General features: G+C 43.0%; 19 protein-coding genes and 1 pseudogene. 6 read left to right on the forward strand and 14 right to left on the reverse strand.

Annotated elements, in window-relative coordinates; translation table 11 throughout:
- Nucleotides 1–3: 3 nt before the first annotated feature.
- The gene (locus HOP38_RS08135) at nucleotides 4–1,350 is read right to left on the reverse strand and encodes an HlyD family type I secretion periplasmic adaptor subunit (protein ID WP_006074508.1); all 1,347 of its coding nucleotides are present in this window, start codon (nucleotides 1,348–1,350) and stop codon (nucleotides 4–6) included.
- Between the two features lie 838 nt (nucleotides 1,351–2,188).
- Here HOP38_RS08135 and HOP38_RS08140 point away from each other — a divergent pair.
- Nucleotides 2,189–13,216, forward strand: a pseudogene (locus tag HOP38_RS08140) (tandem-95 repeat protein); the annotation flags it as partial.
- 231 nt (nucleotides 13,217–13,447) lie between these two features.
- On the opposite strand, the gene HOP38_RS08145 reads toward HOP38_RS08140, so the two are convergent.
- The 8 genes from HOP38_RS08145 to HOP38_RS08180 all read right to left on the reverse strand — a co-directional run bounded on the left by HOP38_RS08145 (nucleotide 13,448) and on the right by HOP38_RS08180 (nucleotide 19,260).
- Complete coding sequence (locus HOP38_RS08145) at nucleotides 13,448–13,786, reverse strand: hypothetical protein (RefSeq protein ID WP_198557827.1); 339 nt, start codon at nucleotides 13,784–13,786, stop codon at nucleotides 13,448–13,450.
- 25 nt (nucleotides 13,787–13,811) lie between these two features.
- Nucleotides 13,812–14,090, reverse strand: a complete 279-nt coding sequence (locus HOP38_RS08150; RefSeq protein ID WP_062463900.1) for a hypothetical protein — start codon at nucleotides 14,088–14,090, stop codon at nucleotides 13,812–13,814.
- A gap of 61 nt (nucleotides 14,091–14,151) precedes the next feature.
- On the reverse strand, nucleotides 14,152–15,255 hold the full coding sequence (locus HOP38_RS08155) for a zonular occludens toxin domain-containing protein (RefSeq protein ID WP_198557828.1): 1,104 nt from the start codon (nucleotides 15,253–15,255) through the stop codon (nucleotides 14,152–14,154).
- Between the two features lies 1 nt (nucleotide 15,256).
- Nucleotides 15,257–15,574, reverse strand: a complete 318-nt coding sequence (locus HOP38_RS08160; protein WP_062463896.1) for a DUF2523 family protein — start codon at nucleotides 15,572–15,574, stop codon at nucleotides 15,257–15,259.
- A 2-nt stretch (nucleotides 15,575–15,576) separates the two neighbouring features.
- Nucleotides 15,577–16,971 carry a hypothetical protein gene (locus HOP38_RS08165; protein ID WP_198557829.1) on the reverse strand — a complete coding sequence of 465 codons (1,395 nt, stop codon included), beginning with the start codon at nucleotides 16,969–16,971 and terminating at the stop codon, nucleotides 15,577–15,579.
- A gap of 118 nt (nucleotides 16,972–17,089) precedes the next feature.
- The gene (locus tag HOP38_RS08170) at nucleotides 17,090–17,341 is read right to left on the reverse strand and encodes a hypothetical protein (RefSeq protein ID WP_038230512.1); all 252 of its coding nucleotides are present in this window, start codon (nucleotides 17,339–17,341) and stop codon (nucleotides 17,090–17,092) included.
- Between the two features lie 262 nt (nucleotides 17,342–17,603).
- Nucleotides 17,604–17,945, reverse strand: a complete 342-nt coding sequence (locus tag HOP38_RS08175) for a DUF1293 family protein (RefSeq protein WP_038230509.1) — start codon at nucleotides 17,943–17,945, stop codon at nucleotides 17,604–17,606.
- A 10-nt stretch (nucleotides 17,946–17,955) separates the two neighbouring features.
- Nucleotides 17,956–19,260 carry a replication initiation factor domain-containing protein gene (locus HOP38_RS08180; protein WP_062463889.1) on the reverse strand — a complete coding sequence of 435 codons (1,305 nt, stop codon included), beginning with the start codon at nucleotides 19,258–19,260 and terminating at the stop codon, nucleotides 17,956–17,958.
- 127 nt (nucleotides 19,261–19,387) lie between these two features.
- Here HOP38_RS08180 and HOP38_RS08185 point away from each other — a divergent pair, with 127 nt between their 5' ends.
- Nucleotides 19,388–19,729, forward strand: coding sequence for a helix-turn-helix domain-containing protein (locus HOP38_RS08185; RefSeq protein ID WP_038230505.1), 342 nt, complete (start codon nucleotides 19,388–19,390; stop codon nucleotides 19,727–19,729).
- A 4-nt stretch (nucleotides 19,730–19,733) separates the two neighbouring features.
- Here the strand turns inward: HOP38_RS08185 and HOP38_RS08190 are convergent, their stop codons facing one another.
- Nucleotides 19,734–20,390: a hypothetical protein gene (locus HOP38_RS08190; RefSeq protein WP_198557830.1), complete on the reverse strand. Its 657-nt coding sequence runs from the start codon at nucleotides 20,388–20,390 to the stop codon at nucleotides 19,734–19,736.
- A 127-nt stretch (nucleotides 20,391–20,517) separates the two neighbouring features.
- Here HOP38_RS08190 and HOP38_RS08195 point away from each other — a divergent pair, with 127 nt between their 5' ends.
- Entirely contained in the window at nucleotides 20,518–20,859 is a 342-nt protein-coding gene (locus tag HOP38_RS08195; RefSeq protein WP_038230505.1) for a helix-turn-helix domain-containing protein, read from the forward strand.
- A gap of 453 nt (nucleotides 20,860–21,312) precedes the next feature.
- On the opposite strand, the gene HOP38_RS08200 is transcribed toward HOP38_RS08195, so the two are convergent.
- Nucleotides 21,313–21,576, reverse strand: coding sequence for a hypothetical protein (locus HOP38_RS08200; RefSeq protein ID WP_198557831.1), 264 nt, complete (start codon nucleotides 21,574–21,576; stop codon nucleotides 21,313–21,315).
- Between the two features lie 20 nt (nucleotides 21,577–21,596).
- Nucleotides 21,597–21,890 (reverse strand): hypothetical protein, encoded by a 294-nt coding sequence (locus HOP38_RS08205; protein WP_198557832.1) that lies wholly within the window; start codon nucleotides 21,888–21,890, stop codon nucleotides 21,597–21,599.
- Nucleotides 21,891–23,299: 1,409 nt separating this feature from the next.
- Between HOP38_RS08205 and HOP38_RS08210 the strand changes: the two genes are divergently transcribed.
- Nucleotides 23,300–23,551: a hypothetical protein gene (locus HOP38_RS08210; RefSeq protein WP_006075457.1), complete on the forward strand. Its 252-nt coding sequence runs from the start codon at nucleotides 23,300–23,302 to the stop codon at nucleotides 23,549–23,551.
- 98 nt (nucleotides 23,552–23,649) lie between these two features.
- On the opposite strand, the gene HOP38_RS08215 is transcribed toward HOP38_RS08210, so the two are convergent.
- The gene (locus HOP38_RS08215; RefSeq protein WP_198557833.1) at nucleotides 23,650–23,961 is read right to left on the reverse strand and encodes a DUF3634 family protein; all 312 of its coding nucleotides are present in this window, start codon (nucleotides 23,959–23,961) and stop codon (nucleotides 23,650–23,652) included.
- 23 nt (nucleotides 23,962–23,984) lie between these two features.
- The gene (matP, locus tag HOP38_RS08220; RefSeq protein ID WP_124939722.1) at nucleotides 23,985–24,434 is read right to left on the reverse strand and encodes a macrodomain Ter protein MatP; all 450 of its coding nucleotides are present in this window, start codon (nucleotides 24,432–24,434) and stop codon (nucleotides 23,985–23,987) included.
- A 171-nt stretch (nucleotides 24,435–24,605) separates the two neighbouring features.
- Here matP and HOP38_RS08225 point away from each other — a divergent pair, with 171 nt between their 5' ends.
- The gene (locus HOP38_RS08225) at nucleotides 24,606–26,243 is read left to right on the forward strand and encodes a S16 family serine protease (protein ID WP_198557834.1); all 1,638 of its coding nucleotides are present in this window, start codon (nucleotides 24,606–24,608) and stop codon (nucleotides 26,241–26,243) included.
- Nucleotides 26,244–26,314: 71 nt separating this feature from the next.
- Complete coding sequence (fabA, locus tag HOP38_RS08230; RefSeq protein ID WP_038230501.1) at nucleotides 26,315–26,833, forward strand: bifunctional 3-hydroxydecanoyl-ACP dehydratase/trans-2-decenoyl-ACP isomerase; 519 nt, start codon at nucleotides 26,315–26,317, stop codon at nucleotides 26,831–26,833.
- Nucleotides 26,834–26,835: the final 2 nt, after the last annotated feature.

A 26,835-nucleotide genomic window follows, 5' to 3' on the forward strand; every position in this document is an offset into this window, starting at 1 on the left:
CCGCTATCGCTCGTCAAACGCATCATCAATCGCGGACATGACAGGCTTCATGGCGTACTCGATTACTCGGCGGTCTCCGGTTTTTATGTCTGCGGTGAACTCCATATAAGGTGACAGGCTGTATTTAGTGCCAGAGCGCTCTAGATAATCGTGGTCAATCAGAATCTTAGCGAGATAATATTCTGATTCTTCTTCTTCGTAAGAAGATCGACTTATGGAGGTAATGGTTCCAGAAAGAAAACCGTATTTAGAAAAATTGTAAGTATCAAACTTAAGCTTTACCTGTTGACCTACTTCAACGAACCCCATCTCTTTTCTTGGGATTTTTGCTTCACCATGAAGCTGATTATTTAGCGGTGCGATATCAGCAATACTTTCACCTGGCGGAATCACTGCGGAACGGAAATTGAAATGCACTTTATCAACAACACCATCTACAGGTGCATATACGACTAATCGGTCAACTTTATCCGACAATTGTGGCCTTTGAATCCGCTTTATACTGAGCTCTTTTTCTATTTGAGTAATCTGCGCTTGATACTCTGAGTTTCGATTGGCTACCAGATCTGCAAGTTGCTTATCTAAGCGCTCCAGTTGGAATCTCTCATTCATGATAGATTCGTCGAGATTCTCAATCTCACGAATCATATTCGACTCTTGTACTTGCATATTCAGGACATCGACATATGAGGCCATCTCTTCCTTGTATAAGGTCTGTTTAATCCCCAATTGCTTGCGAATTAACTTGAGTTGATTGTTGGAGCTCTGTTTTCTGCGCTTCATAGAATCCACGAGGGTTTTCTTGTGCTCTATGTCATGTTCAATAAGCGTCTCACTGGATTGATTTTTACTGTTTTCTTGAGTCCAAGCTTGCACGTTTAGGCTGACTAATTTCGGAAAATCACTAAACTCAGAAAAATCGGGCTCTTGACCTAAGATCAACCCTTGATAGCGAAGACGATCCATTTCTAATTGAGTGACTTCAGAGTCATTAGTGGACAGTAACGAATTCCGGTCTAGCGACTTTAGTTTAGCGATAGGTTGACCTTCGTAAACAACGTCTCCTGGCTTAACCAATAACTCATCAAGAATGCCACCTTCAAGATGCTGCACACGCTCGATATCGGAGTCGAGAAGCAACTCTCCCCGAGAAGAGACGACGATATCTATTCGTGCTTGCGACGCTATCACAAGTAAAACCATGGATACGAGAAACGTCAGTAGCAGAGCTTTATGAACTGGAGTCATTGCACTTTTAATCTTTACTTCATCCAAATGTGCTTCATCTGTCACTGACGAGTTTTGGATTAACGCATTTCTGATGTGCTTCTCGATACTATTCTTACTCACGATCCCACCCTTGTTATATGCCTCGACGAAAAGGCTAGGTTGAGTTAATGCTGATTCATTTCCTTGAATGAACTAGACCGTTTGAAAAATAGCTAAGGATATAAGCGAATAATTTTCAAAGATAAATTTTCATTATGAGTACTGTGTTTGGAATCAATGAGATTTGAGCTGAACAGCTAAACTTTACTACTAATCCGGAATTCATCTACTAATCTGTTGACGAATCAACAATGGATCGTGTGTTTTGGAGGCGGCAATGGCAACGAACAATGAAAACAATCCACTTAATGATGCGGTGGAGCAAATATCTACAGTAGATACCAATACAGACCAACAGCAAGCACAGCAAAATCAACAAAATACCATTGCCACTACTATTGCGACTGGAGCAGATAATGCCGATGCTTCGGATGAAATAAACCAAGCTCTCAGCGATAGCCCGACTAGTGCAGGAGCAGAGCAAGATGATTCTAATGCTGCATCAGAACAATCCACACAATCAGGAAATGACGGAGCTGCACAGCAACAGGACAGCCAATCAAATATTGTCGATTCACAAGATTCAAACGTTAGTGAGTCAGAACCGCAAGCCGATAATGGCGCGGCTAGTGGGGCGGGCGCGCAAGCGGTAGGTGGAGAGCAAACTCAACCTGATACTCAAGCTGGTGGTTCTTCCACTCCAAGTGATGCAGTTACACAAGCACAACCGTCCGTTTCGCCTTCGGTTCGAGCCGCTCAGGAGGAAATCAGCGATACCGCAACAACAGAAGAAACATTTGAGGTAAATGTCTTAAGCGATGAACAATTTGTTCAATCGCAACAGGATGACGCTTTTGATTCCGAGACAACTGAAACGTCATTTGAAGTCCAAGTCGATAACGTAAATGATGCCGCTGTTGTCAGTGGTATGGATTATGAAATTCAGGAAGATGGTCTTTTAACTTTTACTGATACGGATTTGCTCAACAGTGCCAGTGACATAGATGGCGATGAGCTTTTCATCGATAACGTGACTTATGAAGGTGATCAAGGTGTGCTGACTCATCTTGGTAATGGTAATTACACTTTTGCTCCCAATGAGAACTTTAATGGTGATATTTCATTAAGTTATGGTGTATCCGATGGCACAGCAATAACTACGGCATCTATCGATGTACTAGTGGAGTCAGTCAATGACCTCCCAGTCTTTGGTACCGCGTCTTACACCGTCGATGAAGACAATGTATTAATCTTTAATGAAACTCAGTTGCTCTCTAGCGCTTCCGATGTAGAGGGCGATGTGTCTTTGGTCGAGGTCAGCTACTCTGGTAATGATGGCATCTTCACCGTCAACAACGATGGAACCTGCAGTTTTGCGCCTAATGAGAATTTCAACGGAACGGTTACGCTTGATATTGTCATCGCCGATGAAGATGGCGCACAGGTCGAAGCTACGTTTGACGTAAATGTTCTTGCGGTTAATGATGCTCCAGTCAGCGGTGACATTGCTTATACGCTGGATGAAGATGGAAACATTACACTGTCACAAAACCAGCTGTTATCACAAGCCAATGATGTTGATGGTGATGACTTAACCGCGACCAATGTAACCGTAGGCGGTAATGCAAGCGTTAGCGAGAATCCAGATGGGTCGTTTACCGTTACGCCTGATGACAACTTTAACGGAGACCTCAACCTTTCCTTTGATGTCTCTGACGGACTGGAAACCATCCAAGCGGCAGGGACTCTAACGGTTAACCCTGTGAACGATTTACCGACCACTTCCGATGTCTCCGCCAACGTTGATGAAGACACCAGTATTACGGTCAATCAAGCTCAGCTTCTTGCGAATGCTGCAGACATTGATGGCGACCAGCTCACCGCTTCAAATCTGTCGGCTGCTAATGCATCGATTCAAGATAATGGTGACGGTACTTTTACCATCACACCTGATGCGAACTTCAATGGCTTAATTGATATTGCTTACGATATTAGCGATGGGTCAACACCGGTGGCTGGGAATCTTGCTCTCACCGTTGACCCAGTCAATGATGCACCGATTATTTCAGCTGATGTGCCCATTACCATTGAAGAAGACGGTTCATACACCGTAACCCAAGCTGAATTGCTTCAATTTGCCACCGACATCGAAAATGATGATATGACCGCCGTCATTGGTGAGCAGGGTGAATCGACCACCGTGTCCGGTACTGTTCTCAACGCCGAAAACGGTCAACCCGTAGTGGGTGCAGAAGTTACGTTAAGTGATGACGTAGGGAATTCAACAACCGCGGTCACTAACGCCCAGGGTCAATATACAGTGACAGGCAATGTATTTGAGCAAGGCAGTGTCACTATTGAGCAAGAGGGTGCTATTACCAATACCTTCCTCGTTCCAGCCGGCGAAACCACCGATAGTGGCGTTATTTCGCTAAGTGAGGTATTAGAAGCTACCGACATGCGAATCGTAGTGACATGGGGTGCAACACCAAGAGATATGGACAATCACTTGTGGCTTTATGACACCGACACCGGTGCAGAATTAGATCATATCTATTATCGCGATATGAACCATCAACTTGGCGATGGTATGGTTCAGCAGGATGTTGATGACACCAATGGACACGGGCCAGAAACCATTACTATACCTAACTATCAAGATGCCAATATGCATTATTCGGTGCATAACTACAGTAATCGCAGTTGGGATGTGGACGGGGTTGAGAATGTTCAAGTTCAGGTGTTTGTCGGAGATACATTAGTTCAAACCTTCGCGCTGGAGTTGCCAGAGAACATCAGTGGTGACCATTGGCATGTGTTCGATATCGTAGATGGTATTGTCGTACCAAGTCAGGAAGTAGGAGGTCAGAACAACTTCACCTTACCGACCAGTGAAGAAGCGGCGAACGCAGACAACGGAATTGATATTGCATCGTTGTTTAACGTCGATGAAGGTCACACTGACAATGGCTCAGAAGATAGTGACAATGTCACAATTGGTGATATTACCATGCCGAATGGTGTGATTACCGACAACGGTGATGGCACATATACCATCACTCCCAACGCAGACTTTAACGGTGAGTTCGAGATTAACTATACCGTTGACGATGGCAATGGTGGTGTATCTCCAGCGCAACTCGACGTGACGGTGACAGCCGTCAATGATGCGGCTGTGATTTACGATCAGAGCTTTAGCATGGATGAAGATGGCACCTTAGCCTTTACGGACGAAGAACTGCTGCAGGGTGCGATTGATATTGAAGGTGATGATTTAACGGTTACCGGTGTCCACTATGAAGGTACCGACGGTGTACTTACATCATTAGGTAACGGTACTCATACTTTCACACCAAATGAAAACTACAATGGCGAACTTCAATTAACTTTCGATGTGTCAGATGGCACAGATACCAGCAGTGCGGTGATAGATATAGCAGTAGCTGCCGTTAATGACGCGCCAATTGCGGGTTCTACATCCTATTCAGTCAATGAAGAAGGGGTAATTGACATCACAGTAGAGCAACTGTTGGCAAATTCGAGCGATGTTGATGGGGAAGCCATCTCACTAGATTCGGTGACGTATAGTGGCAGCGATGGTATTTTAGCCCTTCATGAAAATGGAACATACTACTTCTCGCCAAATGAAAACTTTGATGGCGAAGTCGTTTTACAAGTAGTGGTTTCTGATGAGTCAGGATTAACGTCTCCAACCACCGCGACTATTGATGTACTCTCCGTCAATGATACTCCAGCCGTTTCAGGTCCAATTGCTTATCAAGTTAACGAAGATAATTCTATTACTTTATCTCAGGAACAGTTGCTCATCCACGCATCCGATGTTGACGGTGACCAACTCTCAGCTGAAAACCTATACCTAGAAGCATTTGGCACGGTGACTGATGATGGCAACGGAAATTTCACTATCACTCCGGCCGAGAACTTTCATGGGCCATTGTCACTCACATTCGATGTGACTGATGGACAAGAAACCGTCGCAACCGCGTTAAACTTAACAGTTGATCCTGTAAACGACCTTGTTATTGCTCGTGATGACGTCAATTTGTCTAGTGCTGAACCTATGATTCGCTTAGACGTCGCACCAGAGCATGGGGCGGTACAATATCTCGATGAAAACGGTGATTGGGCGGATATGGTTATTGGATTGGAATATCCCGCTGACACCGAAGTTCAATTTGTACCAAATACTGTTGAGATTCAATCGGACACTCGTGATATCCGAGTGGGCAGTTTCGACAACGATCCAAACAACCAAGGCTTTGATGGGACTGCATCGACATCCGATTGGGGTAACGTCGATGGAGACACCGCGACGTACGTTGAAGATGGTATTGTCGTTACAACGGTTGTTAGTGAGGGTGCTTTAGCGGCGTGGAATGGCCCCAATAGTCATGTCGGTGCTGGAATAGGTAATCAGTCATCCAATGGACTCAGCGACGATGAAACTCTCACGGTTACAGTTGAAGGAGAAGACGTCAATCAAATTACGTTCCAGCTTGATGGACTCGGCGGGTATTTTGATGAAACTAGCTCCCACGCAACGCAGGTGAACATTACTGCCTATGACGCTGAAGGAAACATTATCAGCACCCAAGGTGGTTATCGTGAATCTGGGGAATACGAAGATACGTATTCCTTCACAACCGATGTTCCAGTCCATCATTTTGAACTAGGAACGACAGGTGGAAATGGAACCTACGTAGTACAAAACATGGTTGTCTCGAGAACCATGGCAGAAGAAATTCAGATCACCACCATCCAAGGAGATGGAAGCGAAGTAACAAACACTCTGCAGCTGAACTTAAATCACAGCACTGCTGAGGATACTCTGAATGTCACAGAGCAACTTATCGAAATTGATGGCACTATCACTTCAAGAGCAATTGAGGTCGAAGAAGATGGAGTCTTGACGCTCCAAGCAAGCGATCTTTTAGTAAACGACTCAGATATTGATGGTGATGAGCTGACTTTAGTGAGCGTAACTTCTACTGACGACTCACACGGAACTGTCAGTCTAGATGAAAACGGACAGATCCAATTCACGCCTGATGCCAACTACAATGGACAAGCTTCATTCGAATATACCGTGACCGACGGGAATGGCTCTTTTGATACCGCAACCGTTTTTGTCAATGTTACACCAGTCAACGATGGACCTGTCGCCACAGATCTACCATTTACTATTCAAGAAGATGGAACGCTTCTGTTTACCAATGACGATATTTTGTCTGCAACCTCTGATATCGATAATGACGACTTGTCTATAGAGCAAGTGACTTACGATGGCACGTCGGGTGTATTAGACAGCCATGGTGATGGTACGTATACCTTTACGCCTAATGAAAATTTCCATGGGGACCTCGAACTGAGTTATTCCGTCACAGATGGATTAGAGTCAAGCTCGGCAAATATCAACGTGACGGTAGAGTCGGTTAATGATCTCCCGGTCTTTGGTACCGCGTCTTACACCGTCGATGAAGACAATGTATTAATCTTTAATGAAACTCAGTTGCTCTCTAGCGCTTCCGATGTAGAGGGCGATGTGTCTTTGGTCGAGGTCAGCTACTCTGGTAATGATGGCATCTTCACCGTCAATAACGATGGAACCTGCAGTTTTGCGCCTAATGAGAATTTCAACGGAACGGTTACGCTTGATATTGTCATCGCCGATGAAGATGGCGCACAGGTCGAAGCTACGTTTGACGTAAATGTTCTTGCGGTTAATGATGCTCCAGTCAGCGGTGACATTGCTTATACGCTGGATGAAGATGGAAACATTACACTGTCACAAAACCAGCTGTTATCACAAGCCAATGATGTTGATGGTGATGACTTAACCGCGACCAATGTAACCGTAGGCGGTAATGCAAGCGTTAGCGAGAATCCAGATGGGTCGTTTACCGTTACGCCTGATGACAACTTTAACGGAGACCTCAACCTTTCCTTTGATGTCTCTGACGGACTGGAAACCATCCAAGCGGCAGGGACTCTAACGGTTAACCCTGTGAACGATTTACCGACCACTTCCGATGTCTCCGCCAACGTTGATGAAGACACCAGTATTACGGTCAATCAAGCTCAGCTTCTTGCGAATGCTGCAGACATTGATGGCGACCAGCTCACCGCTTCAAATCTGTCGGCTGCTAATGCATCGATTCAAGATAATGGTGACGGTACTTTTACCAACACACCTGATGCGAACTTCAATGGCTTAATTGATATTGCTTACGATATTAGCGATGGGTCAACACCGGTGGCTGGGAATCTTGCTCTCACCGTTGACCCAGTCAATGATGCACCGATTATTTCAGCTGATGTGCCCATTACCATTGAAGAAGACGGTTCATACACCGTAACCCAAGCTGAATTGCTTCAATTTGCCACCGACATCGAAAATGATGATATGACCGCCGTCATTGGTGAGCAGGGTGAATCGACCACCGTGTCCGGTACTGTTCTCAACGCCGAAAACGGTCAACCCGTAGTGGGTGCAGAAGTTACGTTAAGTGATGACGTAGGGAATTCAACAACCGCGGTCACTAACGCCCAGGGTCAATATACAGTGACAGGCAATGTATTTGAGCAAGGCAGTGTCACTATTGAGCAAGAGGGTGCTATTACCAATACCTTCCTCGTTCCAGCCGGCGAAACCACCGATAGTGGCGTTATTTCGCTAAGTGAGGTATTAGAAGCTACCGACATGCGAATCGTAGTGACATGGGGTGCAACACCAAGAGATATGGACAATCACTTGTGGCTTTATGACACCGACACCGGTGCAGAATTAGATCATATCTATTATCGCGATATGAACCATCAACTTGGCGATGGTATGGTTCAGCAGGATGTTGATGACACCAATGGACACGGGCCAGAAACCATTACTATACCTAACTATCAAGATGCCAATATGCATTATTCGGTGCATAACTACAGTAATCGCAGTTGGGATGTGGATGGGGTTGAGAATGTTCAAGTTCAGGTATTTGTCGGAGATACATTAGTTCAAACCTTCGCGCCGGAGTTGCCAGAGAACATCAGTGGTGACCATTGGCATGTGTTTGATATCGTAGATGGCATTGTCGTGCCAAGTCAGGAAGTGGGAAGTCAGAACAACTTCACCTTACCGACCAGTGAAGACGCGGCGAACGCAGACAACGGAATTGATATTGCGTTGTTGTTTAACGTCGATGAAGGTAATACTGACAACGGCTCAGATGGTAGTGACAATGTCACAATTAGTGATATTTCCATACCAAATGGTGTGATTACCGACAATGGTGATGGCACATATACCATCACTCCGAATGCGGATTTTAACGGTGAGTTCGAAATTAACTATACCGTTGACGATGGCAATGGTGGTGTATCTCCAGCGCAACTCGACGTGACGGTGACAGCTGTCAATGATGCCGCTGTGATTTACGATCAGAGCTTTAGCATGGATGAAGATGGCACCTTAACCTTTACGGACGCTGAACTGCTGCAGGGTGCGAGTGATATTGAAGGTGATGATTTAACGGTTACCGGTGTCCACTATGAAGGTACCGACGGTGTACTTACGTCACTAGGTAACGGTACTCACACATTCACTCCAAACGAAAATTATAATGGTGCGTTGAATCTTAGCTTTGATGTGTCTGATGGTACCGATACCTCTAGTGCCTCAATCGCTATAGCGGTAGCTGCCATTAATGATGCTCCCGATACGACACAAGTGGATCTCAACGTTGATGAAGACAATACGATTACGATTACACGAGAACAACTTCTTGAAAGTGTAACAGATATCGATAGCACTGAACTGCATATTACCGATGTAAGTTACTCTGGAAATGATGGTGTATTAGTTGAGAATAGTGATGGTAGCTTTAGCTTTACACCATCTAATGATTTCAACGGCGAGATTCCTCTAACATATACAGCATCGGACGGTGAATTAACCGCAACAGAAACGATCTCATTAACTGTCAACGCCGTCGCCGACGACCCTCAGTTGAATGTAACCGATGAACTGGGTGCTGAAATTGGCGTAGATGGGCTCAAAGTTGACCCTGATAATACTATTGAATTAAATGTTTCAGCTCAAGTGACTGATTTGGATGGGTCTGAATCAGTTACCGTTCAAGCAAGTGGTATTCCTGAAGGCTCAGTGCTCCGCTATGATAGTCAAACCGTTCTCGATGACCAAGATAATGGACTCACAAGTTATGTTGATAGTGAAATTACCGTTACTTTCGAAGGTGAGGGGGCTGGATACTATAATGCAGTCGGATACTATAAGGTTGACCAAAACGGACAGATTAACGACGTTGAAATCGTCTACGAAAATGCGTCTCAGGTAGGAGGAGGAGGAGATTTAGTACCCGGACAGTCCGCATTTAGTTTTGATCTAGAAGAAGGTGAGAGCTTTAATCTATTTGTCGTGCCAAATGGTTTTAATCATAACAACTTCTCTTCGTTCAGCGATGGCCATTACGAGTTTCAAGACGTCAATGGTGGGCTAGCTACTACTGATTCTATTGACCCGCAACTGGTATTTGTTAGCAGCAATGGAGGAGAGACTGTAATCCGAAGTCAGAATGGTGATGCTATCTTCCATGGGGGAACAAGCCCCAATCTAAATCAAGATAACATTAATCATACTCGTACCTATTTCAACAACGAAAATGAGCTAGTCTACGGTATTGAAGACATGTACAACGGAGGGGATCGTGACTTTGACGATTTCCTATTTACCATTGATTTAGGTGAGGTAAATACCAGCATCTATCAAGGTGAGGTAAATATTGACTCTTCCGAACCTATCACACTTCCAACAGTAGCACTACTGGAACCAATTTCGATAGAGTTGCCCGTTGATTACAGTGGTGAGTTTGACCTCAACATTGTAGCGACATCAACAGAACAATCCAATGGAGATACATCGACCACTTCACAAACCATCCATATTGATGCAAGAGAGCATGCACCTGAATCAACCCCAGTCTCTGCGACGATGCAAGAAGATGGAAGCTTATTGGTTTCCCAGGAAATGCTGTTAGCTAATGCTGTCGATTTAAACAACGATGCGTTGACGGCGTTCGAGCTAGCCACCAACGATGAAAATGCCATTATTGCAGACAATAATGACGGTACATTCACTATTACACTGAACGAAGACTTTAATGGTGATCTCGAACTCAGCTATAAGATTACAGACGGAGAGTTCGTTACTCCTAACACTCTGAATCTATCCGTTGAAGCTGTGAATGATGCACCGATCTCCGAAAATGTTGAACTTTCTGGTGTTGAAGACGAGAGTATCGTTATCTCTCAAGAAGATTTACTGGCTTATGCCAGTGATGTTGACGGTGACACGTTGACGGCGAAGGACCTTCAGATAGACGCTTCATTTGGGTCGCTTGTCGATAATCTGGATGGAACATGGACATTCTCTCCGGTGGAGAACTTCAATGGTGATGTTCCATTCACTTTTAAAGTAGACGACGGACACCTTGATACCGAAGCAAGCGGTCATCTCAATCTCTTAGAGGTCAATGATGCGCCTGATGCACCTGCAATTTCACTATCCACAGATGAAGACCAGATCTTAGTCATCGATCCAGCGTATATTCTTGCGCAAGCGTCAGATGTAGATGGAGATGGAGATACGCTAACTCTCGATCAATTAAGCGTAAGAGCACCGGAAAATGCAACATTGCAAGTCCAGCCAGACGGTATGTACCACCTCATAACCAGTCAAGATTTTAATGGATTGATTGAGCTTGACTATGCTGTTTCAGACGATGCTTTAGAGGCTCAAGGTACTGTTAGTATCGACGTAATCCCCGTTAATGATGAACCATTTGCTGTCGGCAACGCATCTTTGACCACCAATGAGGATGGTGCCTTTACATTTGATGCATCAGATCTCGTGGATCTCTTTGATGACATAGATACCGATGAGCTGGTCGTTTCACGGGTCATCGTACCTGATTCCGAAGATGGTGGTGAAATTGCCCAAAATGAAGACGGCACTTGGACATTTAGCCCAACCGCTGATTTTGCAGGTATCTCCGAACTGCAAGTTATTGTCTCTGACGGAGAATTTGAAACATCACTAGATGTGCCCGTATACATTCGTCCCGTAGCTGACGGCGCTGTTATCACAACCGCACATGATGGGCCATTAGTGTTCTCAGAAGATACGACCGGCTACTTAAACCTAGATGTATCGTTAGTTGATAGCTCTGAGTTACTAAGTCAACTCGTGATGACAGGTTATCCCGTAGGATTCCAAATCACCGACGGAACTCATACCGTAGTAATTGAGGAAGCAGGTCAGCAGATCGTCATTACCGATTGGGATATCAATAATCTGCAAATGACGCCACCGCAAGATTTTCACGGCAACTTCTTTGTGACCGTTTCGGCGACAACAGTCGACTATGGTGATGAAACTACAAGTCAGGATGATAGTGTCTTTGCTGGTGATGTTAACGTTATCTCAGGTAATGAGCTCATTATTAGTACTGACGAGCTCATTAACCTAGCTCAAAATGTGGAGGCAGAGCAGGGTGATGCAGTAAGACTCGTTCATTTAGTTGATAATACTCAGGGAGAATTAGTCACCAACTCAGATGGAACTTGGACTTTTATACCAGCACCTGACTTTTATGGGAATGTAGACCTAGCATACATAATTGAAAAAGATGGGATTATCCATGATGAGCAGTTGAGCATCGGCGTTTATGAATCAGGAAGTTCATTACCTAATACTTTAGAAATTGATGGTATTGGCCAGGCAGACGTTAACCCAAGTGAAACGCTCTATTTTTCAGATAGTGATATGTTAGCAACGATCAGCTCTGATGATCATCAAGATCTTAGTATCGAATCAGTTTCTTTACTTGGTGGTGAAGGTATTATTGAATCAGACGGGCAGGGTGGCTATCAATTCACTCCGGCTGAAGGTTATAGTGGCCCCGCTCAGATTGGTTTCATCGCTAGTGATGGTGACAATAGCGTGCAAAGCCACTTCAATGTAGGTGTAGAAGAGGGCTCGGCTGATAGCGGCCTACTAGTTCAATCCGCTGATTCTTCTATCGAAATCTCAGAGTCACACATACTTCAAAATTTAGGTTTGACTGATGAATCCGACGTTAACGCTTTAGCCTATACGGGTGATAGCGGCGCGTTGATTTCAACTGGGGAAGATAGTTGGACGTTTTGGCCAGATGATACGTTCGATGGTGATATCAGTCTAGCAACTACAATCACTACTGATGGAGATGAACAAAACATACCTTTGAATCTAAGCGTTGAAGCAATGGAAGCCTCAGAGCAGCAAACAACAGTTTTAGAGACCGTTGTGCCAGATAATACTGAAATAGATGACAGCTTTGATGTGACCGTCGCACCAGGTGATGTTATCAATCTGGAAACACCAGAAGCGGCGTCTTCATCTAATGAAGTTGACCACATTGTGGTTACTGGACTTCCAAATGATGCTGAAGTAACAGGTGGCCTAGACAATGGCGATGGCAGTTACACAATATCAGGAGATCTCACACAGCCATTAACCGTTTCGTTCAGTGATGTATTTGAAGGACAAGTCGATGTCAATTATCAAGGTGTAGATGAACTTGATGCACCGATTGAAGGAGCAAGTGAGACATTACAGATCGATGTCAATGAACAATACGCTTTGCAAGCAACACAAAGCGGGCAGACAGTTTCTACTGAACAACAACAAGGAACAGACTGGACGCAAAGTGACAACACCCAAGTTAATGTTGACTTCACAGACGACTCGGGCAGCTTTGACACTGATGACAATACAGGTGGCGGCGCTCAACAAGACCTTGATGACAATTTAATGTAGTGAAACAAACATGAGCAACTACAACTTGAGAACGAGTCTATAAGCGTAATTATCGTAATAAACACATAATCGTAATCGTCAGATTAAGTTTATGTGTTTATTAGGTATTTTATGGTAAATATCGATTATGGTTAAATCTGGGCTAAAACAAGGATAGTAGAGCGGTTCAAGGTAAGGATTTTAAGCTCACGCGTATCTTATTTAACATAATATACATAATACGCACTTTGATTATAGAAACAGAGCATAGAGAAACCCTGTAAAAGAAATGGCAATCATTGGTTTAAAGTATGTCATCACTTGATGATATCTCATGTCATAGATGATTCTGTTAGCTTCACAAAGATTCGCTCTAGCAGACCAAACATCCTCATATGAGTATTTGTACTTTACACAAAGAATCTCAGTATCTTCTCCATATAGAAACTCACCCAGCTTTGATGCTTGTCGTGCAAGCTTAGAAAGCGGATTCCCCCAATAGATATGCCAAGGTTTAACTTCTAAGGTTTCTGATTGTTTAAGTAGCCTTTTTGAAGACCAAACAATATCTTGTTGCTGATAGAACTCCATATGCTTTCTACCTTTGGTAAGTGGATTATCGGTAATTCAAGTAACATTTATTGTCTCGACAAATCACGACGTAAATCTCAGGCTCTCCGTGGTGTTCGTCGACTTCAAAATAAACGGTTGCCTTGTCGAATTTATCTTTAAACGCCAGTGCTACTTTTGCGTCATCAATCGTCAAACCTTCTTCTTGTAGGTGTTCCTCCATTGATACTTTCGCTAACTCAATAATTTTCTCGTCCTTCAGTGGCATCAGTGCATAAGCCATCGTAGAAGCTAGACCCAACGTAAGAATAATTAATGATTTCATGGCTATACCCAAGTTCAGTTTCTCCTATTTAAGCTAGTACAAGGTGCGTTAAATACAAAAACTATATAGGCAGAGATGCGTTTGCTACTGGGTTAAACTCTTCAATCACTTGCTTTTGTTTTGATGCGCACGTCACCAACTGCTCGAACTTCTGAAAACGAATACGAGCGAAGCAATCATTAATAGGCTCAACTTGATAGCCGAGACTTCGAAGCTGGCCTGTTGTCACATTCATTTGATAGTCACCCTGTGAAAGCTGAAAATAGTATTCTCGCAAAGACTTTGATGGATCAATTTGATTGCTCACGTAAACCAAAGACTCTGAAAACCCTGTCACTAAGAAATTAAAGTCACCTAAAGGATGTTCATAGAATTCTGGCTCTTGAACCTCCGTAGAAACTTGTGTGGATTCTATAGTCTGAATAGACTCTGTTGGTGTAGCTGGCGAACCTAGCAAGCTATCCTGACTAAAAACATTAACCAAGCCAACAACCGAAAGAATGATAAAAACGTACAGAGCGCACGCCATTTTAGAACGCCATAAAGGACGAACATCCTTTGCTTGAGCCTCAGACACCGCAGAGTTTGACGCAGTATGACTTTGATAAAGCTTGAAATACTGCTTTTCATAGGTTCGCTGCTCAGTGTTCACCACATCACCACGCAAGCCCATTTTGACCTTTTTCGTATACGTTTTGTTAGAGCCTAGAGCCGTGTTTTTGATACACCGATACACAATCTCAATCATATCTCGAATATCACGGTGAAGCTTTCTATCTGACTGTGTTAACAGAGTGATGTCGATACCAAAATGCCGGTGCATTGAATAGAATTCTAGAAGATCCTTTTTGGCCTGATTGCCAAGAATCATATGAGCCTCATCGATGATATAAAGCGGTGCTTGTCCCCGTTCGTTTCTCCACTCATCCTTGTAATCATTGGGGCTAGAAAACGGCCTATTATCATTGCCATAGTCATGCAAATCAAAGGACTTAACCTCGATGAGTTCGGAAACCTTCTCACCAAAAACAGCGATAAGTGCTTCCATATTCAAAGGTAAATTGGTGATGACCTTGCGACCATCTTTAATATTAGGCAACACATGATAGACCACTGCTTCATAGCTTTTTCCGCCGCCCGGTCGCCCCATAATGAGATTAATCATGTTACGAACCCAACCTTACAAATGGAATAAGCTGAAGGAGAAAACGTACCGATACCGCAGAGATGATCATCGTTATAGCTTGAGGAAAGCCAACGAGAGACATGATATCGATAGCCTCAGCAGGTAACATGCTGAGATACGGTTTTAAATCAATGGGAGACAGCAACGAACCTAAGCCGTTAATCAAAGAGATAACAAACGTAAGAAGTACATCCACGCCCCCTAGCCCCAAGTTCGTGAGCATGACAACCAAGGTATTTATCAAACGGCCAAGAAACTCAACGAACGTATTGAACAGAGAAACAATCCAATCAAACATAGTTAACCCCCAAAGATGATTTTGCGACAGGCCATCACTGTGCCGAAAAGAAGACAAGCACGCATAAACGACCAGATATAACTAGGCAAACTCACATCATGACGCCCTAGCCCTTTACCCAAGAAATCGACATTGGTGAGATCAATAATCCACACTGGCGGCGTCACATTCCCATTACCACTAAAGCGAAAACCATCGAGAAACTTGAGGAGATTAGATGCAGAAACCTGAGTGTTAAAATCATCGAGAAGCCCCTTTAAACCGCTCTCATACTTGAGGTCGACATAAGATGGGCACTTCAAACCAACAAGACAACTTACCTCTCCGGCCTTGCTTAAGTCCGGTGATTTGGCATTCTGTTTAAGCTGTTCTTTAATGGCTTTTAACTCATTGGAATTACTGGATTGCAGAGACTGAATAGCACCAATAACAGGCTGTAAATCGACATCACCACCTTCGGGTTTTGTACCACCTCCGCTAGAACCTTTAGCGTTCTTTTCTAAAACCGTTTGGTCGCTCTTGGCCACATTATCCGCCAAGTAACGAGCGTCAACCGCTTTGTCTTCTGGAACGGTTTTCCCTTGTGAATAATCCAGTGCAGATTGCCATAAAGGATCGCCAATTGACGGAAGTGGACGACCATCACTAAAGGTAGGCTCTGTTGTTGCCTCAGGTTGCCAATCCAAGTCAGCGAGTGAGCCATCAGCATTTTGAAACAGAGCTTGTTTTTGCGTATCAGAAAGACTGGAAAACCTTGATGCCAGCGTGCCCGCAAATGCATCATCCGGAATAGTTTTATCAGCCTGACTAGGAACATAATCAGGAGCACAGCTTTCTACCGTTGAAGTTGCGCTATCGCACTTGAGATGAACCCAAGACCCAACATAACGCCAACCACTGTGTGTCGTTGCAACAAGAACATTATCTTGAGTAACCTCAACCGTATCTATTGTTCCATAGTTCTGACCATTTTCAGCAAACGTATTTTTAAGAGCCGTATGAATAGACACACCATAACCAGGGTAACGCATTTGACTGAGCTGAACGGAGTAAAGGCTACCTTGTTTCGGCGCGCCACTAGAGTCAGAAGACCATTCCCAATTACCAGCCGACACCGCAAAGCCAAGCGCGGCTAATACAGTTTTAACTGGCTCTTGGGTAGACATACTTTTAAGGAAACCTCCAAATGAAGACATTGACACGTTTGAAGGCGTAACAAAGTACGGACGAGCTACAGGAGAGACAGCTTTCACAGCAGTGTCGACTTTTAACATTTGGGAGCCAAATTGAACCGCCCTCTCTCTGGCTAACAAAGCCTCAGCAACTTGAAGCCTCGCTGATGCGACCGCATAAAATGAACAGAGAATAAGACCGAATAGAAGTAATTGTCGCTTCATAAAAACCACCTACAAAAAAGGCGACCTCAGCCGCCCTTTAAACCTTGAATTGTGGCTAGTGCAATCATGCCACCTAGCAAAAACCAGATGGCAGTAACTAGCTCATGGAGCAAGAAAATCATGCTTTATTAACGGCTTGCTTAGACTTACCGAAGACCTTAAACGCAATGGCAATACCAATACCGATTGGTGCTACAGCCAAAATCACAGCAGTAACAGCAGACAGACCATCAAGAGCACCCAACACGGCTGTTTTAATTTGGTCTACTGGGCTTGTCGCCCCTTCACCCGCAGCGAAAACCAGCGGAGAAGCCAAAGAAATGGAAGCAAGAAGGACAGCTTTTTTAGCTTGAGAGATAAGTTTTTTCATAGAATGTACCTTTCATATTTTATTGATAAAGCGGATCACATGACCAATAGGTGCAGCCAATAAGTAACCCAAGATAACGAGCCCAAAGCCCGAAAATAGAAGCCCTGAAATTTCAGAAGATGACAATTCCAAAGCCCCGATATAGGTGTGATATTCACTAGCGGATATCACGACAAGTGCGTCGCAATCAGAGATTTTCTGACCACTAAGTTTTAAGACGTTTGTGCTTTTCTCAGCGACGACGCAATACGGCATAAGTCACCTACTTCAAAGATGCTTGAAAGTGCTTTTTGATGTCGTCATCGACAGGAATGAGCTTTTCAACCCATTGTTCGTAAACGTCATTTGGATTGCAGCCAAGCTGAAATTCATATTCACGCTCAGGAACAAAAGCCCCCGTTGAAAGCAATTGAATGGCGTAATCTGGACGTATCTTGATAGGATCTTTTCCGTACGGAACCTCCGTATCAAAACCGTGACCCTCTTTTTTGTAATTCTCGGTATCAACATTCTCAATGGAACGAAGAATGACCAATTCGTAAAATGGCTTGTTGTTTTTGCCGTTTGGATATTGACGCTTAACTAACCCCATGACTTTGACCATTTTGGAACTCCTATAAACTGTTAATTAATTTTTGGTGCATTGAAGTAAATGACAGTTGAGAGTCGTCACGCACCAAAGACGACACCACCTTCTCAAAGTCACCGTGATACAAATCCAGAAGGCCATTAACAACACGGCCATACTGACGTTTAGCCCAATAAGCCGCTTGAAGGACTTCACAAGCACAACGTTTTTTTGATTTAAAGGACATTGATTTAGGCTCAACATCCTTAGAGAAAAGTGATTTAGCGTAGTTATTAAGGCCGGAGAAATAGCCATCAATATCAAGGAGGATATCAACCGAAACCTTTTTCAATTCAACCTCGCTGCGATACCAGACAAAGCCATCTTTATCGATTTTCTGTTCAAGCTTTTTGTTATAGATGCGCCAGTGAACCAGCGAAGAACGAGACCCAATCCTTCTCATTTCGACGCTATAAACCTTGTTTCCTTCGCCATCGATATGCCATTCGTCAGAGTTCGTGAATGTTGGAGAGATACCGCGAGAACGTTTAAAGCCGTCATCAAGAAAAGCCAGTTCGACATTCTTGCAAGTATGAATACCGTCGAAGTCATCAAAGGCCAAATCACAGCGAGTAAGCAAAGTCACATTGAGAATATTTGACAGCCAGTAGTGAACGTATTGACGAGTGCGCTTAGTGAAAAGGTGTTTACAACCTTGAGCATTGATAGAAAAGTGGATCGTATCTCTTTGATTAGAGCCGCCCACCCCAACCTTTCCACAGAACTCAAGGCCATCTGCCGAATAGATATTGAAGTGGTTATCGTAGAAGTTGAACTTAGATTCAATCAGGCAACCAACCGTAAAACCTAGAACCCTAGTGAGAAAGATGAGAACGCATTTTTCAAAGTACGAGGAATAAACACGACGACGATACTCGTTTACATCTTCCAAGTCTTGACCGCTGCTAGTTCTCATAGCTGGTAGTTCAGGAACGTCAGGGAAAGCAATTCCAGAGAAAGGCGCTGATTTTGTACAGTGACGAAAATCTGACAACTTGACGGTAAACGCAAGCCAGTCAATGGTTGTAGACGTGTTTAAGTACTCGGAATCAACGTCCATATCAAGAGATTTAGAACCTAGATACTCTGGATTAACGCGCGCCGCTCTCTTGAGATAACGATTAGGTTTATGTTCGTGAGTGTAAGAAGTACGAGCGTGAATATCGTTGCTATCAATCTCTTGTTGACGAACAACGCCAGCTCGACAGAACGGACAAACACAATGGAAGAACGACGTGTAGATTTGCCCACATTCTGAACAAGCAAAGTGTCTTTTTGATGCGTTTTCCATTGTATCTCCAAAACCTGTCAAGGCAACTAATGAAGCTACCATAGGGAAACTAACGCAAACTTTCAAGACCACTGTAAACAAAAACAGCTATAGAATAGAAACATAATGAACAAAATGTGAGGTTGATATGGAATTTAAAGACAGGTTAGTTACCAACAGAAAGTCAAAATCAATGACCCAACAACAAATGGCAGATGTGATGGGAATCAGTCTTACTGCTTACAAAAAGTACGAATCTGGAGCAGGACAGCCAACAATGGAAAACCTCATCAAAATCGCAAATGAGCTGGAAATATCCATTGATGAACTGTGCGGAAGATGGGAAACAACAAAAGATCAAACCTTGTTGATGAGGATAAATAAGATCAACACGTTAGACGATGAAGAAAGGAATGTTATAGATACGATTCTGGAAAGCTTACTGATAAGGCATGCGACTAAAGGAATACTAGAACAAAGTAACCCTTAACGATCTATGTACGTAATAGACCTAGTCGGAAGACGATAGATCGCGAGAGCATCGAAAACCGATACATCACCGAAAGTACCCCCGTAATACAGAACTCAAGGCCATCTGCCGAATAGATATTGAAGTGGTTATCGTAGAAGTTGAACTTAGATTCAATCAGGCAACCAACCGTAAAACCTAGAACCCTAGTGAGAAAGATGAGAACGCATTTTTCAAAGTACGAGGAATAAACACGACGACGATACTCGTTTACATCTTCCAAGTCTTGACCGCTGCTAGTTCTCATAGCTGGTAGTTCAGGAACGTCAGGGAAAGCAATTCCAGAGAAAGGCGCTGATTTTGTACAGTGACGAAAATCTGACAACTTGACGGTAAACGCAAGCCAGTCAATGGTTGTAGACGTGTTTAAGTACTCGGAATCAACGTCCATATCAAGAGATTTAGAACCTAGATACTCTGGATTAACGCGCGCCGCTCTCTTGAGATAACGATTAGGTTTATGTTCGTGAGTGTAAGAAGTACGAGCGTGAATATCGTTGCTATCAATCTCTTGTTGACGAACAACGCCAGCTCGACAGAACGGACAAACACAATGGAAGAACGACGTGTAGATTTGCCCACATTCTGAACAAGCAAAGTGTCTTTTTGATGCGTTTTCCATTGTATCTCCAAAACCTGTCAAGGCAACTAATGAAGCTACCATAGGGAAACTAACGCAAACTTTCAAGACCACTGTAAACAAAAACAGCTATAGAATAGAAACATAATGAACAAAATGTGAGGTTGATATGGAATTTAAAGACAGGTTAGTTACCAACAGAAAGTCAAAATCAATGACCCAACAACAAATGGCAGATGTGATGGGAATCAGTCTTACTGCTTACAAAAAGTACGAATCTGGAGCAGGACAGCCAACAATGGAAAACCTCATCAAAATCGCAAATGAGCTGGAAATATCCATTGATGAACTGTGCGGAAGATGGGAAACAACAAAAGATCAAACCTTGTTGATGAGGATAAATAAGATCAACACGTTAGACGATGAAGAAAGGAATGTTATAGATACGATTCTGGAAAGCTTACTGATAAGGCATGCGACTAAAGGAATACTAGAACAAAGTAACCCTTAACGATCTATGTACGTAATAGACCTAGTCGGAAGACGATAGATCGCGAGAGCATCGAAAACCGATACATCACCGAAAGTACCCCCGTAATACTAGACGGGGGTTTTCCTCTGCCTTCTGTGCACTCTTCCTTGTTCATCTCTCGATCCAAAAGATTTTTCATGTACAGACAAACATGATTTCGCTTATCTGCACGACATAAGGGAACCCTCCCGCGGGGCGCGGGTCCCTCCCTTGTTCGCACAGCTGGCGCGCTAAAACATCGATGGATTGCTGTGGCATGAATCGCCTTTTATGTGGTGAGTCTCTGCAAGGCAGGCTTGGCAGAAAGGAAGGGATTTACCGACTAGTTTGAAGGGAGATTGGCCTCGGGCGTTTGAGTTAGTCGCAGTGCTGAACTAAGTCGAGCGCCCTTTTAAAAAGCCAAATTGCTTGAACAACTTGGCTATTAGTTGGTTAAGCAGGATAAATAGTTAGAGATACTCGATTTAAATTTCGCTTAATCGATGACTCACAAACCCAATTTAACTCACTCAAATGTTGAGAAACTAGCTTAGTTACCTTAGAAATAGTGCCTACGGGAGCGTGATCTAAACTCCAGTCTAGTTCAAGATAGCCGCCACGATCCTCCAACATACTTTCAATGCATTGCAAGATGTTCTGAACTTCACGAGCTATCGAATCTTCATGTTTTTCGATGAAATCATTGGCATTAATCACTAAATGTCTCCTTTTATAAATTAAGCTCTACAAGTTAGCTTTTTGTTGATATTTGCAGCAACAACACTCATGTTAATGCTCCTAAAAAATGCATGCCAAGGAGTTGGAGCTAAGAAATGAAACGTCCTGCCAGACTCCCAAACTAAACATACCTCTCCGGCCAAACCTGCATCTGAAGCATAAAACTGAAGTGAGCGTTTTAGATCGTTTAATTGAGATTGACTATAAGTGCCGACTCGTTGATTTAAAGGAATGATAATCATATCTTGTCCTTGCTCACGAATATGAGCGACCTGATAAGTTTCACTAGACATCGAACCCCCTTATTTTGCTCGTATAATGTCAATATAAGTTATGGGGATTACTGTATAAAAAACCAAGTGCCAAGATGCATAAAATCGACGTTTATTTGATCAGTGCGTATTACAGGATTTATGTTACGGGCTTCACTAGTAAAGCGATTCTCCCTCCTAGCATGTACGGCCTCGAGGCCGACAATGAGCAATTCACTCGCCCACCCTTTACCACGCTTGGCTTTCAGCAAACCACTCAACATAAATCTAACCACATAATGCGCACTAAGATTATAGTCGGCTTAGTATCAATGAGATACAGAAAAGCCCGCCATGTTGCTAGTTTCTCACGTTACCACGTTCTTTACCTAGTCATTAAATTTTACGCCTGATGAAGCATTTCAATACTGATTAGCTTATAGAGTTAAAGCCTTTGGCTTGTTCCGATATATACTTTTGGCTCATAGCTTGGGGCTTAGTATTATTCAAATAACTGTCCACCGAATGGTTTCCTCATCCTATGGGTACAGCCTTTGGATACAAGTTCCATAGCGTATAACTAAAGTGTATTGAAACGAGCTTTCTTTCTTCGTTACCTTAACTGTTCAACACAAGCTTATACCTACCTGGTTGGCGAAGTTTTCGCTTGTTTAGTCTTTCTTTTCTAACAGCGTGGCTTTTCTTTTAGCGCTAAACAACTACAGTAAGCAACTTAACCAATTATAGGAACACGTTACCTCGATTGTTTATCGCTTCAGCGAAGTCATAGCACTTCGACGCGTACATCCCAAAGAAACTGGAGTGTAAACAGAAAACATCAGGCTGAAAATAACCGAACTATCTGTTTAGGCGTTCACAAATACTTGTTGTAAGAAATTAATCGACAGCTTAGTAAATTAATAGTTTGGCTAGGTAATCTATCCATTCCCTAGCCTTTTAATTAACCTTTTATATCTTTGTGGTTATAAATCGCTTTCATTTATATACCCATAGGCACGAAGTGTTTAACATCTAATTTTAAACAGTAGAGTTTTCAACATACATATAATTAGAGTTAGTTATATTCGATACCATTATTGCTCTAGTCTATATTTAAACTACGAGAATCGATTAACCTCACGAATATTAAAGATAGATTACATACACACGCTTATACTTCAAGCCCCTTCGTACTCTCTATAGGTGTTGGGACTAAAAACAAGGGCAGGAACGAGCTATTGACTATGTAAATTCAATATTGCAAAGCTATAGCGAAAGAAATAGCAATGCATGTATAGCACCACTTCTATAAATAGAATCTGATTATAGATTTAGATATTTATAAACTTTTATTGTGTTTTTCTAAGATATTCTCTTTACAAAATGAGTTAGATGTTTAATTCTAATTTCACCAACGAGAACAACAAGAATTATTAGAAAAGGAATATTCTATGTCTTTACCTATTGAGTGGTTTACAACTAGCTATACACGAATTCAAAAATGGGATATCGAAGGGTTGTCATTATTGGAGGCAGAAGCAGCTTTAGAAACCTATTTAACAGATAACAACCCTATCTCACTAGAGATGGCTGATTACATTGCCGAGAACTGGACTTGTCGCCGGATACAAATGCTGGATTCTGAATCAAGGCGTACCCTAATGAAAATCTGGGATGAACGAGAAATAGCGGCGCACGGATAGTTGTTTATCTTATCGAGTCAAATAATTTAGTTATAGTGCATTAGGTATATTAAAAAAGGCGCTTCTTACAGCGCCTACACTTCTAAACTAATTGGAACTCATCGAGATTTCTTTTTGCCTTTTGACTTGAATCCTTGATGTGGGAATACATTTCGAATACGTTGTTGGCATGCTTTCGCTATTGAGTTGCTAAATTTTAGCTTCATACCGGTACGGGTTTGGTAAACTTTTAAAACACCTGTCGCTTTATCACGCTCAACAATATCTTTAAGATTATGTCGAAAAGATGGAGGAATATGACCTTTAACGTTACCTAGTTCACCGTTATCAAATTTTACAGTTAAAACTGGACGGTCAACGGCAACAAGCCAAAAAACAACAAGTGCACCTATCAGAACAACGTATAACATCGCAACTACTCCCTATTCCCTGGCTAATCAGACAGTAACTTACTTAAGTCCTCTTTTAGGCTGCTCACTGTCTTGGTCGCTTTCTCACTGCGCGACGCTTCACTTAACAAGTATTCGATCGCTTCGGATAATGTACATCCGAGTTCGTTTGCTCGGTAAGACAGCTTTTCCCAAACTCGGTAGTCAAGATCGATAGACTTTTTCTTTGTATGAACTTGTTCTGCATTATAGTGACGCTTGCGCTTGGCACGAATTGCCTGCTTGAGTTTATTATCAAGCTCTGCAGACATATGCTCATCAATCCAATCAAGAACCAGAGTAGGCTCGTGTTCTAATGATTTAAAAGTCGCAACGGCCTGATCGATTTCACTGGTATCAATATAGCGAGTGATATTCTCCCCCTCGCGCCACTTTTTAGATAAATACTGCCACTTCCAACCACATTCTAGGTTTTCAAGCTGTTGGTATTTCATTGGTTTGCGTCCCTACTCTGTTTACAGTGACAGCGTAACCCAAGTCACGTAACAACTCAATAAAAGAACACAAAATCTGAGAATCTGCTCCCGATTAACCGTGCTCTATTACTAACGTTACTTCTGGTTTCGTTGTATACTCCATCCAAATTTTAAATAAGTAGCACCTTAATGAATCTAGTCCCTTGGCAAGACGTTTGTCCGCAGTACAACAACTATCAAACCACTATTGAACAAGCACCGAATATTGCACCAGCATCGCTGCTTGATTTGCAACCTCGTTTACAAGCCGCTCTTAAGTTTTTCACATCAAAAGCTTGTAAATCTAAAGTGTTAGTTGTTAAAGATGGTGACAACCTAAAGTACCGTGAACTAATAGCTGATTCACTCAAAGCATTAGGAAAACATGTTGTCGTGACAAAGGATACAAGCTCTGCGCTACTGTTTGATCATTACGCTAAGGTTGATAACCAACTTGAAGTTTCCGCTGGATTAATTTCACAAGCTAATAACGGATTTCTTGTGGCTTCAACTCAAGCGGCATTAAGTACGTTAAGCGCTTGGGGAAATATTAAGGCTTTGCTTTCAGGAGCGTCACTAAACAGTGTGGCTATTGATAAGCAGTCCACTGTTTTATCTCCGCCACAATTCCAATCAGATTTTAAATTGATAATTCTTGGTGACCGAGACCAACTCGCTGAATTTGATTATGCTGACAATGATTTCCGCTCTGGTTTTATGCAGTATACGGAACTGGAGAGTGACCTAAAGGTCTCCGACAAAACTATCTCGACTTACTTTGGTTTTGTAAATGGTCTACTAGAGAAGCTGCTTCCCGAATATAATCTAGATAGTTCAGCCTACCTGCGCCTTCTCCAAGCCGGAGCTCGTGAAACTGAAGATAAGCAGTATCTTCCTCTGTCCATCGATTGGCATTCGGCACTTCTTGGTGAAGCATCATCTTTTAGTAATGACAAAGTAATAACATCCGCTCATATTGAGGAAGCAATTTGTGCGAAACGAAGCAGAGAAGCGTATCTTCCTGAACGCGCAATTGACGATATTCTCGAGGGGCAAGTTGTTATTGAAACTCAGGGACAACAGGTTGGCCAGGTCAACGGATTAACTGTTATAGATATTCCCGGGCACCCAGTTTCCTACGGAGAACCCGCTCGAATTTCCTGCGTAGTGCACTTTGGTGATGGTGATGTCTCTGATGTCGAGCGAAAAGTTGATCTTGGCGGTAACATCCATGCGAAAGGCATGATGATTATGCAGGCGTTCGTTTCTTCCGAGTTGGACCTTGATGCCCCGCTCCCTTATTCTGCCTCTATTGTGTTTGAGCAATCTTATTGCGAGGTTGATGGTGACAGTGCGTCGCTAGCTGAGTTGTGTTCTCTCGTAAGTGCATTATCTGGCTATCCTATCGACCAACAAATTGCGGTCACAGGTGCTGTCGACCAATTTGGCCGCGTTCAAGCCGTCGGTGGCCTCAATGAGAAAGTCGAAGGTTTCTACAGCGTATGCAAACACCAAGGTTTTACTGGTAAACAAGGTGTTGTACTCCCAAAAACTAATCTTCAACACCTAGCACTCAGTACTGAGGTAGTCGAAAGCATTAAGAAAGGTGAGTTCCATATCTGGTCAGCGACACACGTTGACGAAGTGGTTCCTCTACTTCTTAATAAACCGTTCAAGAGTGAAGACGAAGATAGCGTTATTGGAAAGATAGCCGAACGTATTGAAAATTTTGAAAAACTTGAACTGCCGGAAACTTTGTTAGAAAGGGTTAAAAACTGGTTTGTCTAGTCGTGGTCGGACTTGTCTAGCGTACACCTGTTCACTAAGATGCTCATACCAAAATTTGGAGTAATTTAATAATGCAAAACAGACGTGAATCTTATAGCCGTGAAGATCTTCTAGCCTCTAGCCGTGGTGAATTATTTGGCGAAGGCTACCCTCAGTTACCAGCACCAAACATGCTGATGATGGATCGTGTAACTAAAATGTCAGAAACCGAGGGTGACTTTGGTAAAGGTTTAATTGTTGCAGAATTAGATATCACCCCTGACCTATGGTTCTTTGATTGTCACTTTATTGGTGACCCAGTCATGCCAGGTTGTCTTGGTCTAGATGCAATGTGGCAGCTAGTTGGCTTCTACCTTGGTTGGATTGGTGGTGAAGGCAAAGGTCGTGCTCTTGGTGTAGGTGAACTAAAATTCACTGGTCAAATCCTCCCTACTGCGAAAAAAGTAACGTATGAGCTACACATGAAGCGCGTAGTAAATCGCAAGCTTGTTATGGGTATCGCTGACGGACGTGTTTTAGTAGATGGTAAAGAAATCTATGTTGCTAAAGACCTAAAAGTCGGCCTCTTTAAAGACACATCAACTTTCTAAAT

It is taken from the genome of Vibrio mediterranei, assembly GCF_013364395.1.
Taxonomy (GTDB): domain Bacteria; phylum Pseudomonadota; class Gammaproteobacteria; order Enterobacterales; family Vibrionaceae; genus Vibrio; species Vibrio mediterranei.